General features: G+C 59.2%; 10 protein-coding genes and 1 tRNA gene. 5 read left to right on the plus strand and 6 right to left on the minus strand.

The features are described 5' to 3' along the window. Window positions 1-370: 370 nt before the first annotated feature. Window positions 371-2,839: a beta-galactosidase gene (locus OLX77_RS02280; RefSeq protein WP_307631964.1), complete on the plus strand. Its 2,469-nt coding sequence runs from the start codon at window positions 371-373 to the stop codon at window positions 2,837-2,839. On the opposite strand, the gene nspC is transcribed toward OLX77_RS02280, so the two are convergent. The 3 genes from nspC to OLX77_RS02295 are packed head-to-tail and all read right to left on the minus strand — an operon-like array spanning window position 2,836 to window position 5,725. Then, complete coding sequence (nspC, locus tag OLX77_RS02285) at window positions 2,836-3,996, minus strand: carboxynorspermidine decarboxylase (RefSeq protein ID WP_307631965.1); 1,161 nt, start codon at window positions 3,994-3,996, stop codon at window positions 2,836-2,838. The two genes, OLX77_RS02280 and nspC, sit on opposite strands and share 4 nt — an antisense overlap. After that, window positions 3,993-4,496, minus strand: a complete 504-nt coding sequence (locus tag OLX77_RS02290; protein ID WP_307631966.1) for a WbuC family cupin fold metalloprotein — start codon at window positions 4,494-4,496, stop codon at window positions 3,993-3,995. The genes nspC and OLX77_RS02290 overlap by 4 nt, the downstream gene beginning before the upstream one ends. A gap of 38 nt (window positions 4,497-4,534) precedes the next feature. Then, on the minus strand, window positions 4,535-5,725 hold the full coding sequence (locus OLX77_RS02295; RefSeq protein WP_307631967.1) for a saccharopine dehydrogenase family protein: 1,191 nt from the start codon (window positions 5,723-5,725) through the stop codon (window positions 4,535-4,537). Between the two features lie 249 nt (window positions 5,726-5,974). On the opposite strand from OLX77_RS02295, the gene OLX77_RS02300 reads away from it, so the two are divergent. From OLX77_RS02300 to OLX77_RS02315, 4 genes are all read left to right on the plus strand, one after another. Further along, window positions 5,975-6,050 (plus strand) — tRNA-Lys (locus OLX77_RS02300). A gap of 366 nt (window positions 6,051-6,416) precedes the next feature. Next, window positions 6,417-7,991: an ATP-dependent RNA helicase RhlB gene (rhlB, locus tag OLX77_RS02305; protein ID WP_307631968.1), complete on the plus strand. Its 1,575-nt coding sequence runs from the start codon at window positions 6,417-6,419 to the stop codon at window positions 7,989-7,991. 100 nt (window positions 7,992-8,091) lie between these two features. Further along, window positions 8,092-9,987, plus strand: a complete 1,896-nt coding sequence (locus OLX77_RS02310; protein WP_307631969.1) for an ATP-binding cassette domain-containing protein — start codon at window positions 8,092-8,094, stop codon at window positions 9,985-9,987. Between the two features lie 21 nt (window positions 9,988-10,008). Beyond that, window positions 10,009-10,482 (plus strand): dihydrofolate reductase, encoded by a 474-nt coding sequence (locus tag OLX77_RS02315; RefSeq protein ID WP_307631970.1) that lies wholly within the window; start codon window positions 10,009-10,011, stop codon window positions 10,480-10,482. On the opposite strand, the gene OLX77_RS02320 is transcribed toward OLX77_RS02315, so the two are convergent. The 3 genes from OLX77_RS02320 to OLX77_RS02330 all read right to left on the minus strand — a co-directional run bounded on the left by OLX77_RS02320 (window position 10,483) and on the right by OLX77_RS02330 (window position 15,972). Next, window positions 10,483-11,895, minus strand: a complete 1,413-nt coding sequence (locus OLX77_RS02320) for a CHASE4 domain-containing protein (RefSeq protein ID WP_307631971.1) — start codon at window positions 11,893-11,895, stop codon at window positions 10,483-10,485. Between the two features lie 249 nt (window positions 11,896-12,144). After that, complete coding sequence (gene ettA / locus OLX77_RS02325) at window positions 12,145-13,830, minus strand: energy-dependent translational throttle protein EttA (RefSeq protein WP_307631972.1); 1,686 nt, start codon at window positions 13,828-13,830, stop codon at window positions 12,145-12,147. A gap of 114 nt (window positions 13,831-13,944) precedes the next feature. Further along, a complete protein-coding gene (locus tag OLX77_RS02330) occupies window positions 13,945-15,972 on the minus strand; it encodes a response regulator (protein WP_307631973.1) in 2,028 nt (675 codons plus the stop codon). Window position 15,973 lies beyond the last annotated feature (1 nt).

Below are 15,973 nucleotides of genomic sequence, written 5' to 3' on the forward strand. Positions count from 1 at the left end.
CGGCTGCGTGCCAATGGGATTTTCCTTTCCCCCATTTGTCCTGCCGCGCCTCGCAGACGAGGGCGGAAAAAGACGCGGGAGGTAAGCGAAGACTCCGACTGTTTGAGGGCTAAGCCCGAGTTTTTCCGCGTCCCGCCCTCGGCGAGAAGTAAGGGAAGCCCGCAGGGCCAGGACTGGTTGGGGTGCCTTTTTCTTGTTTCTTCTTTTGGGCACGCAAAAGAAGAAAGAGAGAACATAAGAAAGGTTTTCCCCATCTCATTCCCAGAACTTCCCAGATAAACCTTTTTACCCAGGACAGCCGCAGCCCACTAATGATACAATGCCCCAGCATCACTCCATATCCATCTCTATCCCAGGGGGCATTTTCTCCATGCTGTTGACGCAGACACCTTTTCCCCGCGCACCCAAAAAGCTTCACGCCTTTTTCTTGGTAGCCGCATTACTCATCTTTTGCCTTACGCCATGCACGGCTACAGCTGGCCTGACCATCCGCCAGGGCTATTTCTGGGATACAGAGCGCCAGGAGCCCTTCATCCCCCACGGCTTCGCCTACCAGGTGTGGAACCCGCCGGTTTTCGCCACCCAGACCCTGGCGGAGGTGGACTATGACCTGGAGGGTATGCAGCAGGCCCATGCCAATTCCCTGCGGGTGGAACTGGTCTGGGAAAGCGTGGAACCGGCAGAAGGGGTCTTCCGCTGGGATCAGGCCGACCATCTGATCAAGAAAGCCGAACAGCTCGGACTCAAACTCTTTATCCTTATCGGCTACCAGTACCCGCCCTCCTGGTTTGTTGCCCATTACCCGGAGGCTATGGCCCGCACCGTGACCGGCCCCAGCCCTCTGCTGAACTACAGCCACCCTCAGGCCAAGGAATCCTTTGCCCGCTTCATCGCTGCGGTCTGCGCCCGCTATAAGGCTAGCCCGGCCATCGGTGGCTGGATAATCGGCAACGAATTCGCCTTCTACGATCTCTGGGAGAACAAGCCGCTCAAAAACCAGGTCGGCTACGACGAACAGGCCAGTCTTCCCTCCTACCGGACTTTTCTCGCGCAAACCTATGGGGGGAGCATCGAGCGGCTCAACACTGCCTGGGGCACCACCTTCCGCGACTTCAGCGAAGTACCCATGGCCCGGAGCTACCCCGAAGACCGGACCGATCATCAGGCCATCCGCAACTCGGGCTACCACGACCTTATCCAGTGGCGCAAACAAACCATCGCTGACTTTCTCGCCGCAGGCGCCAAGGCGGCGAAGAGCGGTGCCCCGAACCAGCTGATCTCCTATTCCATGGTGGGCGGTATCTTCAACGGTCTGGACCCCAACTACACCGGTGAGGATCCGCAGACCATCACCGAACGCTGCCGGAACGCGGGCGCGCCCCTGGATTTCATCTCCCTCAACCTCTACGCCTGGGCCCTGGCAGGGCACGAACTCCGCTCCCTGGACTTCGGCATCGCCAAGTATCGCGACCTGCTCGACATCCCGGTGCTGATCACGGAGACCGGGCACAGCTCCACGGAAACCCTCTTCCCCGGCGCTGCGGCCCGCCAGACCGAAGCCATCGTCAGCTCCACCTGGGAAGCCCTGCTCTCCGGGGCCATGGGCGTGCAGCTCTTCCACTGGAGCGATCGCAACAACTTCCTCAATACGCCATATCCCCGGGAAGCAGGGTTCGGGGTGGTGGATCAGGAGCGGCGCCCCAAGCCCAAGGTGTACGAGGCGGTACGCAATATGTTTCAGCGGATGGATGCGCTGCCCCTGGCCCGCTTTCTTGTTGGCTCGCAGCCGATGGAGCCGGACATCCTCGTCTACTGGCCAAAAGACCTTGATCTGAGCTGGAACAAGACCAAAGAGGAGAGTGCCTCCCTCTGGGGTGGATTGCGCCGCCTTGGCTTCCGGCCAAAACTCATCAACCACCCTCTTGCCGATTTGGGCACCGCCGGGATGAAGAGCGGTGCCAAGGGCCTGCTCCTGCCGAGAAACTATCAGATGCGACCGGAGGATCTGGCCGCCCTGCCCAACCTGCTGAATCAGGGCATGAACATCCACGCCAATCTTGACCTGCCCGGCCAATTCGACGCCAACCACCGGAACAATCCCCGTTGGGCCACGACCATAGCCAAGGTCTTCGGGGTGGATGTGAGTCAGGCGCGGCCAGCCTGGGAGAGCGGCACCAGACCTGGAGCGGACTGGAGCGCCGGCTATGCCCCCCTGCTCCTCAAGCCTGAACCAACCGGAATCCTCGGCCAGACCCAAGCGAAAACGGTGCGGGTCTGGAAATACTGGCTTGGGGTACGTCCGGCCTCCGGAGGCACCGCCCAGGTGTGGAGCGAAACAGAGTCCGGCCTGCGGTTGAGTGCGGCGCTGGTCACCAAGGAACATCCCATGGCGCGCACCGCCATCAACACCTTTGGCCTCGGCGATTTCATCGCCCCCGCTCTCCTAATGAACAGCCCGGGCGGGGTCCCCACCTTTGCCTGGGACACCCGCACCACCTGGCTCGGCGCGATCTATAAGAATTTTTTCGCCATGTCGCCCCGGATCGAGCTCAAAGGCCCTGGAGCCAACTACGTTCTCTGCGACCTGCGCCAGACCACGGACGGCTATCTTCTGGCATTGATGAACGAACACACCGAACCTGCCCTGGTAAGCGTGCATGCGGACTGGCTTCTTGGCGACGGGACGGTGGTGAAGGATCTGCTTTCGGATAGTAACGGAGCCGGCCAGGGACTGAACCGGCTGATTCTGGAAGGGGACGGCTACCTCCTCTTCCATATCACCCCACCAACTCAAGGGCTGAAAGAAGAACGGCCGCAGGGAAAAAAAGAAACACCCTAGGAAAGCCGGGACTTATAATCCTCATAGCCGAAGGAACGCACCACCTCGCTTTCGCCGGTGCGCGAGTCACAGACCACGATGCTGGGCAACCGCACCCCGTTGAAGGTGGTGGTCTTGACCATGGTGTAATGGGCCATGTCGCCGAAGACCAGCCGCTGCCCGATCTGCAGCGGCTCGGGGAAGGAATAGTCACCCACCACATCACCGGCCAGGCAGGACAACCCGCCCAAGCGATAGGTGTGGGCAAACTCGCCGGGCTCGCCTGCGCCGAAAAGCACCGGCCGATAGGGCATCTCCAAAACATCGGGCATGTGGGCCGTGGCCGAGGTGTCGAGGATGGCGGTATGCATCTCGTTTTCCACGATATCCATCACCCGGGTCACCAGCACCCCGATGTTGAGGCCGATGGCCTCGCCCGGCTCCAGATAGACCTGGACTCCGTATTGTTCTTGAATCCGGCTGATGGTACCACAGAGACGGTCGAGGTCATACCCCTCCCGGGTGATATGGTGCCCGCCCCCGAAATTGACCCACTGCATCTTGCTCAGAAATTCGCCGAATTTTTCCTCAAAGGCCGCAACCGTGTGCTCCAGGGCATCGGCCCCCTGCTCGCAGAGGGCATGAAAATGCAGCCCCTCGATCCCCCCCAGCAACTCGGGGCGGAACTGGTCGCGGACCACACCCAGACGGGAGAAGCGGCCGCAGGGGTTGTAGAGATCCACATCCACCTCGGAATACTGCGGGTTGACCCGAATACCGCAAGAAACCTTCTTGCCCGCTCCTCCCACCCGCTCCCGGAAATGACTCCACTGGCGGAAGGAATTAAAAACCAGATGATCGGCGCAACCGAGGATCTCGGCAAACTCCTCATCCCCGTACGCCGGGGCATAGACATGCACCTCCTTGCCGAACTCCTCACGGGCCAAACGCGCTTCCGACAGAGAGCTGGCCGAAGCGCCGTGCAGCACCTCGCGGATCTGGCCGAAGAGGCTGAACATGGCAAAACCCTTGAGAGCCAGGAGGATGCGGCAGCCGGTGCGCTGCTGCACCCGGTCGAGGATGGTCAGGTTGCGGGCCAGACTGGCCCGGTCGCAGACATAGCTCGGGGTGGGAACCCCGCTTACGTCACAGCCGATATTGATTACCTTGTGGCTCATTGATTTCGTCCAATATTAGAAAGCACCGCCTTACCCACGGGCAACACCTGCAGGGCCGCCTCGAATCCTGCCGCTCCGGGCTCGCCCTCCGCCGGAGCCCAGGGAGCGAAATCCTCCTCGGGCAGCACCGCATATGGGCCGGGCTTGATCTCCACCAGCAAGGTGCCCCGCTCTTCGATGATCAGGGTGTGCCAGATCCCGGCCGGAATCTCCACCCCATAACACGGCCCGGTTGCGGCAAGTGCGAGTTTTTCCGTGAGAAGACCCGCATCATCAAACAACAACACCGCAGCACGACCAACCAGACAGAAAAACAGTTCCCATTTCGGTGACTGCCCGTGGCGGTGGGGCCGGATATAGGTTCCGGGTTCCATGTCAACGACAAGCCGCTGGACCGGATCATCCTGGCTCTCATGCAGACAGTGGTGCACCCTCCGCCGGGGGGCTCTTTGGGCCTCTGCCCGCAGCCCTTCATACAGGGCGGCATCAATGCGCTTCATGGGAGATCCCCCGGATCGTCGGCAGTCGGCAGAAGCGCCTAAACCAGAATCTTTTCCAGCCACGGCAGACCGTGGATATTGAGTTTCTCCATGAACGGATCCGGGTCCAGATCCTCCATATTAAAAACCCCGGTCCCCCGCCACTTGCCGGTGAGCATCATCATCGCCCCGATCATCGCCGGCACCCCGGTGGTGTAGGAGATGGCCTGGGATCCCACCTCGCGGTAACATTCCTCATGGTCGCAGACATTATAGATGAACATCTTCCTGGGCTTGCCGTTCTTGATCCCTTCCACCTCGCAGCCGATACAGGTTTTCCCCTTGGTCCGCGACCCCAGGGAGGCGGGATCGGGCAGCAGCGCCTTGAGGAACTGCAAGGGCACGATCTCGCGCCCCTCGAACATGATCGGCTCGATCCCGGTCATGCCCACATTCTGCAAGACCTCAAGATGCTTGAGATAGTTGTCGGAAAAGGTCATCCAAAAACGGATGCGCTTGAGCCCCTTGATATTCTTCGCCAGGGATTCCAGCTCCTCGTGGTACATGAGATAGGCGTTCTTGGGGCCGAGCACCGGAAAATCGTAGCTCTGCTTGATGGAAAGCGGCGCGGTCTCGACCCACTCTCCGTTCTCCCAATATTTGCCCTTGGCCGTGACCTCCCGGATATTGATCTCGGGGTTGAAATTGGTGGCAAAGGGGTGGCCGTGGTCGCCGGCATTGGCATCAAGGATGTCCACATAATGGATCTCGTCGAAATGGTGCTTGGCCGCATGGGCGCAGTAGACATTGGTGACCCCTGGGTCAAAGCCGCTGCCCAACAGGGCCATGAGCCCCTTTTCCTTGAAGCGGGCCTGATAATCCCACTGCCATTTATAACAGAACTTCGCCTCATCCGGCGGCTCGTAGTTGGCGGTATCCAGATAATCAACCCCGGTTTCCAGACAGGCATCCATGATGTGCAGATCCTGGTAAGGCAGGGCCACGTTGACCACCAGCTTCGGCTTAACCCGCCGGATCAGAGCCACGGTCTCGGGGACATTGTCGGCATCGACCTGGGCGATCTCGATGTCACGACCGGTCCGTTCCTTGACGGATTTCCGGATGTTTTCGCACCGGGCCAGGGTCCGGCTGGCAAGACAGATCTCCGTAAAAACCTCCGGAACCTGCGCGCATTTATGGACCACAACACTGCCGACCCCTCCGGCCCCGATTATCAATACCTTGCTCATGAATTATCTCCTTTACCCTTGACCCTGTCGCACTTCCGGCCCCCAGGCGAGGACATGCCGCACCGGAAAATAAAATCGCATCTCACTCCTGCCACTATACCTGAACCCCACCTCTTTTGCACCTGCCGGACTGAATAAGAGGTGAAAAAATCAGCCAATCCCGGAGCCAAAATAATAGGGGATAAGTTGACGCAACATGGTTGACAAGGCAAGGCGGAAGGTGTATATCTTGCCACGACATAAAGAGAAGGGCCGTTAGCTCAACTGGTAGAGCAACTGACTCTTAATCAGTAGGTTTGGGGTTCGAGCCCCCGACGGCCCACCATCTTTTCTCATGTAACCCCGGCGAACCGCTCAGTCAGCGAGTTCGCCTGCCCCGCCTTTTCCATGACCGTTCTTCTTGCTCCTGCCCGAAAAAAATTCTTAAACGGTCTGGCCCCGGCATATTTCCTTGATGGTTCCTGCGGAAAAAACCTTTTGCCTTCCCTCCAAACAGACTATGGTTCTTTAACATCCCTCCGCAACTCCGTCATAATTGTTGAAATCGCACAAAGCCGCGATTACAGCAGGAAGCGAACGCGACCGGCGAGGGTTATTGCTTTATAACTGGCTGATTACATATTGCAGACCCGTGACTTTTCTGGGTTAACACTAGTCCGTCATAATTCATCATCTCCATTGAGAGGATATTTTGGTAAGAAAAATCATCAACCGCTTCCGTGACAAACTCAAAAAAATCATCACCGGCCGGGAAAAAGGCAGCGAACTCGCCCCCGCCCCGCAGGCACAGCTCCTGACCGAGGAAAGCCAACGGACCTCCCGGCCACGTCGTGGCAAAAAAAAGGAACCCAAGCCGCCCCATATCCCGGAGAATATTCGCCCGCAAGCCTCGCTCCCCGAGGGCGACCCGACCCCGCCCTGGGATGCTTCGCAGTTCCTGGTTCCCAAGATTGAGGGTAAAACGCGTTTCCACGACCTTGACCTGCCCAGCGAGATCATGCATGCCATCTCCGACCTGGGCTTTTCCTATTGCACCCCCATCCAGGCCCAAACCCTGCCCCACACCCTGACCGGCAAGGATGCCAGCGGCAAGGCCCAGACCGGCACCGGCAAGACGGCCGCCTTCCTGACCACCATCTTCACCCGATTGCTGCGGACCACTCCCCCCGGAAAGAGGCGCAACGGCTCGCCCCGCGCCCTGATCCTGGCCCCGACCCGCGAACTGGTCCTCCAGATTGTCGAGGATGCCCGGGAACTGACCCAGTACTGTAACGTCGTCACCGTTGCGGTACTCGGCGGCATGGATTACCAGAAACAGCAGCGCCAGATCACCGGCCAGCAGGTGGACATCGTCGTGGCCACCCCGGGCCGACTGCTTGATTTTAAGCGCCAGCAGTACGTCCACCTGGATCAGGTGGAGATCCTGGTCATCGACGAGGCGGACCGCATGCTGGACATGGGCTTTATCCCCGATGTCCGCCAGATCGTCCACTCCACCCCCAACAAAGACAAGCGCCAGACCCTGCTCTTTTCCGCCACCCTAACCCCCCAGGTCATCAGTCTCGCCTCGCAGTGGACCAAGGACCCGGTCACGGTGGAGATCGAACCCGAACAGGTGGTGACCGATACCGTGGAACAGCTGGTTTACCTGGTCAGCAGCCGGGAAAAATTCCCCCTGCTCTACAACATCATCATCCGCCAGAACCTTGAGCGGGTGATGATCTTCTGCAACCGTAAGGACGAAACCCGCCATCTCGCCGAAAAGCTGGGCCGCTACGACATCCAGTGCGCCATCCTCTCAGGCGACATCCCCCAGCACACCCGGACCAAAACCCTGGAAAACTTTCGCGCCGGCAAGATCCGGGTGCTGGTGGCCACCGATGTGGCCGGGCGGGGCATCCATGTGGATGGGGTGAGCCATGTCATCAACTACACCCTGCCCCATGACCCCGAAGATTATGTGCATCGCATCGGGAGAACGGGCCGGGCCGGTGCCTTGGGCACCTCGGTGAGCTTTGCCGACGAGTCCGATTCCTTCCAGCTCCCCGACATCGAAGAATTCATCGGGGCCAAGCTGCCCTGTATCCAACCCGATCCGGATTGGCTCTCAACCCCGCCCCCTTCCAGACCCGCGCCCAAAAGAGAGTCCTCCTCCGCGCCCCGCAGTCGGCCCGGCGGCAGTCGCCCCAGTGCCGGCAGGCCCAGTTCTGCGGGAAGGAGGGTCTCTTCGAGCCGACAGAGCCCGCCGAGAGCAAAGAGTTCTTAATCCGTTTCCCTGGCACCCAAAAACGCAGCTCAATTCTAAAATTTAAATGTCCAGCAGCGCCACTTGCGTTGCTGGACATTTATAAGACCTCAAGCAAATCATGGCCACTATTACCCTGAAAGATATCGGCTTAAGCTTTGGCGGCTTGCCTCTGCTCAACGGCATCGACCTGCAGATCGAACCCGGCGAGCGCCTCTGCCTGGTGGGCCGCAACGGCGAAGGCAAATCCTCGCTCATGAAGATCCTGGCTGGAGAGATCGAGCCGGACCGGGGGGAGATCACCCGTCAGAAAGGGCTGCGCGTGGCGCGGCTCACCCAGGAAGTTCCAGCCACCCTGACCGGCACCGTCTACGAGGTGGTGGCTGCGGGCTTGGGCGAGATTTTCGCCTTGCTCGCCCGCTACCACGCAGTGAGCCATCTCCTCCAGACCGATCACTCCGAGGCGGTCCTTGCCGAACTGGAACAGGCCCAGCATGCCCTGGATGCCGCAAACGGTTGGCAGGCGCAGCAGCAAGTGGACACGGTCCTTTCCCGCCTCCAGCTCCCGCCGGACCAGGAGTTCACCTCCCTTTCCGGCGGGCTTAAACGGAGGGTCCTGCTGGCCCGCGCCCTGGTCAGCGAACCGGACCTGCTCCTTCTGGACGAGCCCACCAACCATCTGGACATCGAGGCCATCAACTGGCTGGAAGAGTTCCTCCTTGGTTTTTCCTCCACCCTGCTCTTTGTCACCCATGACCGGATGCTGCTCCAGAAGATCGCCACCCGCATCGTGGAACTGGACCGGGGACGGCTGACCAGCTGGCCCGGCAACTTTGCCACCTATCTCCAGCGCAAGCAGGACGCCCTGGATGCCGAAGCGAGCCAGAGCCATAAGTTCGACAAGAAACTGGCCCAGGAAGAAGCCTGGATCCGCCAGGGGATCAAGGCGCGCCGCACCCGCAACGAAGGGAGGGTCCGGGCCCTGATCGACCTGCGCAATGAACGCTCCGCCCGGAGAACCCAGTCCGGCAAGGCCCGCATCCAGATGCAGGATGCCGAACGCTCCGGCAAGCTGGTGGCCTCGCTCAAGGATGTCTCGTTTTATTACAACACCACCCCGATCATCAAGGGATTGACCGCCACCATCATGCGCGGCGACAAGGTGGGGATCATCGGCCCCAACGGGGCGGGCAAGTCCACCCTGCTCAAGCTCCTGCTCGGCCAGCTCACCCCGGCGGAAGGAACCATTACCCTGGGAACCCGCATCGAATCGTGCTATTTCGACCAGAATCGGGAACAGCTCGACCCGGATAAAACCGTGGCCGACAACGTGACCGACGGCGGAGACACCGTGCTGGTCAACGGACAGCCCCGCCACATCATCAGCTATCTCCAGGATTTCCTCTTTGCCCCGGACCGGACCCGGTCGCCGGTGCACGTTCTTTCCGGCGGAGAAAAAAACCGCCTTCTATTGGCAAAGTTGTTCACCCAGCCTTTCAATGTTCTGGTGATGGACGAACCCACCAACGACCTGGACGTGGAAACCCTGGAACTCCTCGAAGAGCTGCTTCTGGACTACAAGGGAACCCTGCTGCTGGTCAGCCATGACCGGGCCTTTCTAAACAATGTGGTCACCTCCACCCTGGTTTTTGAGGGCGAAGGCAGGGTGGAAGAATACGCCGGAGGCTACGACGACTGGCTTTTGCAGCGGCCCCAACCCCCCTCACCGGCCGCCAAAGCAGAAAAAAGCAGCAAAAAAGAACCACCCCAAAAGGGTCCTGCCCGAAAACTCTCTTACAAGGAAGAGCGGGAACTTGAAGGGCTGCCCCAACAGCTTGAGGCCATGGAAGCGGAACTGGAAGAGCTGCACCGTCAGTTGGCTGATCCGGCCCTCTACCAGAAAGATTCCGGTGCTATTGCCAAGATACAAAAACGGTTGGGAGAAATTGAGCAGAAGCTGAAAGAGGCCTATGCCAGATGGGAAGCGCTTGAGGCGGTCAAGACCGGCGCGGCGTAACACTGTGAGCGAGGCAAACCGATGAAGATCATCCTCATCGCCGCCATGGCCAAGAACCGGGTGATCGGCCGGGGCAACACCATCCCCTGGCACATCCCCGGCGAACAGCAACGCTTCAAGTCCATGACCATGGGACACACCCTGATCATGGGACGCAAAACCTTCGATTCCATCGGCCGCCCCCTGCCCGGCCGGAAAACCATCATCATCACCCGCAATCGAGACTACCAGGCCGCAGGCTGTCTGGTGGCGGAAAGCCTGAGGGCGGCCACTCAGCTCTGCGCCGACGAGGAAACGCTCTTCATTGCCGGAGGCGGCCAGATCTACCGAGAGGCCTTGGACCTGGCCGACGAAATCTACCTCACCGTGCTCGATCGGGAGGTGGAGGGCGAGATCCTCTTTCCCGAGTTTGACCCCACGCAGTTCCGCAAGATCTCGGAAGAACGGGTGGCCGATACGGAGCCATACACCTTCGCTATTTTTTCCCGGTGCTGATCACTCCTTCTTCAGCGCCTCATCCACATCGATAAAATCGCCGTAGAGCTTTTTGGCGCAATCCGGACAGATGCCATGGCTGAAGGTCACATCGGCATGCTCACTGAGATATCCCTCTATCTGCTTCCAGTATCCGGAATCGTCCCGGATCTTCTTGCAGGAAGCGCAGATGGGCAGAAAACCGCTCAGGGTTTTCACTTCCGCCAAGGCCTGTTGCAACTGGACAATCAACCCTTCCCGCTCCAGTTCCAGCTCTTTTCGCTCGGCGATCTCCTGGGCCAGTTGGGTGTTTTTCCCAGCCAGCAGCTGATTCGCAAACGCCAGCCTCTCCAACATGGTGTTGATTGAAGCCGCCAACCGCCGAATCTCTGCAGGACCTTTACTCCCAACCCTGCCTTCGGGGTCAGCCTCTTCGCCTATCCGGGCGACCGAATCGCTCAGCAGCACCACCGGCCTGACCACCAGCCTGTCGAGCAGGAGCATCACCACCAGACAGACCACCGCACTGATCCCGAAAAAAAGCCAGCGCAGTACGGAGATTGCCTTTTGCCCATTTTCATAAACGCTCCGATGCAGGCTTGCCTCCACAAGCAGGGCTGGTTTGCCGAAGAGATCGTTGACCAGCATGGCCCCGGTTATACTCTTCCCCCCTTCGGCGGAAATGACCATCTTTTCCCCGGTGGCCCGCATCTTCTCGACAACCTCTTTTTGCCCCGGGCTCTCCTTGGCCTTAGCCAGGATGGTTACGGCAAGAAAAGCATCTATGCCCTCGCCGAGCCGCGCTATTTCCTCGGCGCCAAGAAAGCGGCCAAAAACCACCGCGCCCCGCACCGGCCCCTCCTGATTGCTGGTCAGAATGGGCCGCGAGGCAAAAAGCATGGGGCCCTGGGGAAAAACCACAACCCCCAGGCGCACCCCTTGCAAGTCGGTATGCCTGACCAGGCTCTGGTTTTCTTGCAAAACCTCCACCATCGTCGCGGGGACCTCAATCTGCCTACCCTGACTGGAATCATAGAGATGCAGGGAGACAGCCTTTCCATCCGGGGCAAAGAACCCGATCATATCCACCTTCATCCCGACAAAGGTTTCATCGCCCAGGTTCGTGGCAATGAATTGCGGAGTCGGGCTGGACACAAAATCGCCGGCATCGTCCCACCAGGCCCAGTCACGGGTGAGGGTGTCCAGCACCTCAAGGCTTGCCGCCAATTCCTTGGAGATCTGGTTCAGCCCATGTTTGGCCGTTTGGATCTCCTGCTCCTTGAAACTTTGCAGAAGGATATATTGGGAAACGGTATGGAGCAGCAGGAAGGAAGAGAGAAAGGTAAGACCGAGAATGACCAGGGTCTTTCTTCTGATGGAACGGAACACCAGAAAACGACGGAGAAAGGTCTTTGCTGAATCATTTGCAGGCATCGGTTCTCTCCCAAGAGGAGGACGCTACGTAGTACTACCTATTTTCAATATACGTAAAAAACACGGGGAAGCCTTCTTTTTTTCAATGTTTTCTTAAATAATTCAGCCAGATATACCTATCACACAGAAGGCGCAATACCATTATTCCCCCCCTGCCGTGACTGCGCCACCCCTAAAATTTGCACAAAAAAGCCTGGCGGCCGATACACTGGCAGCCAGGCTTTTCAACTCTTGGAGACAATCGGGACCTCAAGCGCGGGTGAGGTGACGGTATTTGATCCGGTGGGGCTGGTCGGCGGCATCGCCCAATCTCGCCTTGCGGTCCGCCTCGTATTCGGAGTAGTTGCCGTCGAACCAGACCACCTGGGAATCCCCCTCAAAGGCGAGGATGTGGGTGGCGATCCGGTCGAGGAACCAACGGTCATGACTGATGACCACGGCGCAGCCGCCGAAGTTCTCCAGCGCCTCTTCGAGCGCCCGCAGGGCACTGACGTCCAGATCGTTGGTGGGCTCGTCCAGCAGGATGACGTTGGCCCCTTCTTTCAGCATCCGAGCCAGATGCACCCGGTTGCGCTGGCCACCGGAGAGAAGCCCCACCTTTTTCTGCTGGTCGGTGCCGGAGAAATTAAATCTGCCCACATAGGCGCGGGAATTCACCTCGCGGTCGCCCATGGTAATGGTTTCCTGCCCTTCGGAGATGGCCTGCCAGATCGTCTGTTCCGGGTCCAGCACGTCGCGGGACTGATCCACATAGGCGAGCTTCACCGCCTCGCCCAGACGGATGGTGCCCGAATCGGGCTTATCCTGCCCGCTGATCATCTTAAACAAGGTGGTCTTGCCCGCGCCGTTGGGACCGATCACCCCGACGATGCCGCCGGGCGGCAGGGAGAAGGTCAGGTTCTCAAAGAGCAGCCGGTCGCCGAAGGATTTACTGATCCCCTCTGCTTCGATAACGATCTTGCCCAAACGCGGTCCGGGCGGGATGTAGATCTCCAGATCCTGAGTGCGCTTTTCCGCATCCTTACTCAGCAGATCTTCATAGGCACTGATTCTGGCCTTGGACTTGGCATGCCTGCCCTTGGGGCTCATGCGGATCCACTCCAACTCATGCTGCAGAGTCTTACGCCGCTTGGACTCTTCCTTTTCCTCTTTGGCCAGCCGCTTCTCCTTCTGCTCCAGCCAGGAGGAGTAATTGCCCTTCCAGGGAATGCCCTGGCCCCGGTCCAGCTCCAGAATCCAGCCCGCCACATTGTCGAGGAAGTACCGGTCATGGGTCACGGCGATGACCGTGCCTTCATAGCGTTGCAGATGCTGCTCCAGCCAGGAGACGGTTTCGGCGTCCAGATGGTTGGTGGGCTCATCGAGCAACAGGATGTCGGGTTTTTTGAGTAACAGCCGGCACAGGGCCACCCGCCGTTTCTCGCCGCCGGAAAGCACCGAAACCAGAGCCTCCCCAGGCGGGCAGCGCAGGGCGTCCATGGCCATCTCAAGCCTGGCGTCCAGATCCCAGGCGTCCAGGGTGTCGAGTTTCTCCTGTACCACCGCCTGCCGGGCAATGAGCTTGTCCATGGCCTCGTCATCCATGGGCTCGGCGAACTTATTATTGATTTCCTCGAACTCGGCCAGCAGATCCACCGCCTCCTGCGCCCCTTCGCGGACAATCTCGATCACACTCCGGCCCTCATCAAGCAGGGGTTCCTGCTCAAGATAGCCCACGGTCAAGCCTGGGGAGATGTGGGTCTCGCCGTTAAATTCCTTATCCACCCCGGCCAGGATCCGCAACAGCGACGACTTACCCGAGCCGTTCATGCCCAAGACCCCGATCTTGGCCCCGTAGAAATAAGAGAGGCTGATGTCTTTCAGGATCGGTTTCTTGTCGTAAAACTTGGCGACACGGATCATGGAATAGATGATTTTATTGGGCTCGACACTCATTACGGCAACTCCTTTGTTGGCAAGAGAATTTCAGGGAACGATATCAGGGGCAAGGATAGCACAGAGTGGGGAAATCTTCACTTTGAAAAAGCGGCGGTGGGGACCTGGGAATCCCTACCGTTGATCGAGGATTTCCCGGATAGCAGTGGCAAGCTGAGAGATATTGAGCGGCTTCATGATAAAACGGCGAATTCCTGCCCGAAGTGCATCCTCTTCCGAAGCCTGGGAGCTGTACCCGGTGGAAAGAATGATGGGCAGATCCGGGCGGATCTGCAAAAATGCCTTGGCCAGCTCCATGCCGGAAAGATGGGGCATGGTCTGATCGGTCACCACCAGGTCACAACCCTGGGGGTCGGCCCGGAAAGCGGCCAGCGCCTCCTCGCTATCGGCAAAGAGTCGCACACGGTAGCCGAGACGCTCCAGGGCAATTTTCTCCATGGCCACAATGGCCTGTTCATCATCGATGACAAAAATACACTCGCTGCCCTTCGGCGAGGGGCTGCAGATTTCCGGATGAGCCTCCTCGGCAACCTTGTCCGAAACCTGCGGGAAAAAAATTCTGAAGGTCGTGCCCTGGCCGAGGGTACTCGCCACGATAATTTTGCCCCCACCCCCCACGACAAGGCCATGCACGATCGCTAGCCCCATGCCCGCGCCTTTCCCTTGCTCCTTGGTGGTAAAATAGGGCTCAAAGATGTGATCCAGCACCTCTTTTCCCATACCGTGCCCGGTATCGCTCACCACCAGGAGCACATATCCCCCTGCCGGCAAACCGTGGGCTTGCGCCTCTTCCTCCCCCAAGGCCGTATTCTCGAGGAGTACGCTCAGGGTGCCCCCTTGTGCTTCCATGGCATGGGAGGCATTGGTGCAGAGATTCATGATAATCTGGTGAATCCGGGTTGGATCGGCCAGGATGGGCAGGCAATCCGGGGCTATCCGCTGTTGGATCTCGATGCTTGACGGAATGGAGGCGCGCAATAACTTGAGCGCCTCCTTAACCACACACTGGATGCGCATGGGCTTCATTTCCTGCTCGCCCTTGCGGCTGAAGGCCAGGATCTGCTGCACCAACCCCTTAGCCCGGGAGGTTGCCTTGAGCACCTCACCAAGACAGTGGTCCGGCTCGCTTTCCGGAATCATTTTTTGCTTGGCCAACTCGGTATAGCCAAGAATTGCCGCAAGAATATTGTTAAAATCATGGGCGATCCCCCCGGCCAGGGTACCGATGGCTTCCATTTTCTGGGCCTGGCGCAGCTGCGCCTCGAGCACGCTTCTTTCTTCCTCTTCCCGCAGACGCTCGATCTCGGCCGCAGCCTTGACCGCGACAATTCCCATGATCTCCGCAAGCCTTGTTGTGGGCAACAGCTCCCGACTCGAAAAGATGTTGAGCACCCCCAACACATTCTGCTGGCCATCCCGCAACGAGATGCCCACGCAGCTTTCCGCCCCCATCTCCGCGAGAGCCTTGTCCCCGGGGAACAGGCGGCGGAGATCCTTGGGATAGCTCTTGTAGACCTCTTGCACAATCACCTCGCAGGGCGTTCCGGCCAGCGGGTAACTAAAATTCTCCCGTTTCTCTCCCTGGCGGTAAAAGGAAAGCGTCCGCACCTCTCCATCGATCAGGGCGCCGATAAGGCCATACTCCGCGCCAAGCCACTCGCACAACCCCTCGATGATCCGATCAAAACAGTCCGCCCCGGTAACGCCGACCATCCCCCGGACCAGAGCATCGATGGCCCTGTCCGCCTCCTGCGCCGCCTTCCGGCTTTCCGCCTCCCGCAACCCACGGATAACAGCGGGGGCCAACCGGGCCAACTTGTCCTTCATCACATAATCGCAGGCACCGGCCCGCATGATTTCCACGGCGGTTTCCTCGCCCACCGCACCGGAAACCAAGATAAAGGGCAGATCAAGCCCCTTTTCCTGCAAGAGTTGCAGCGCGGCCAAGCCATTGAACTGCGGCATGGAATAGTCGGAGAGAACCAGGTCCCACTCTTGGCTGGCAAGACATGCCGCCATCCCGGCGGCGGCATCTACCCGCTCGTAGCTCGGCGCAAAACCTCCCTTACTCAGCGCCCGCACCACCAAGGCCGCATCATCTTCGGAATCTTCCACCAGCAAAACGCGCAACCTATCGGCCATG

It is taken from the genome of Thiovibrio frasassiensis (assembly GCF_029607905.1).
GTDB lineage: Bacteria > Desulfobacterota > Desulfobulbia > Desulfobulbales > Desulfurivibrionaceae > Thiovibrio > Thiovibrio frasassiensis.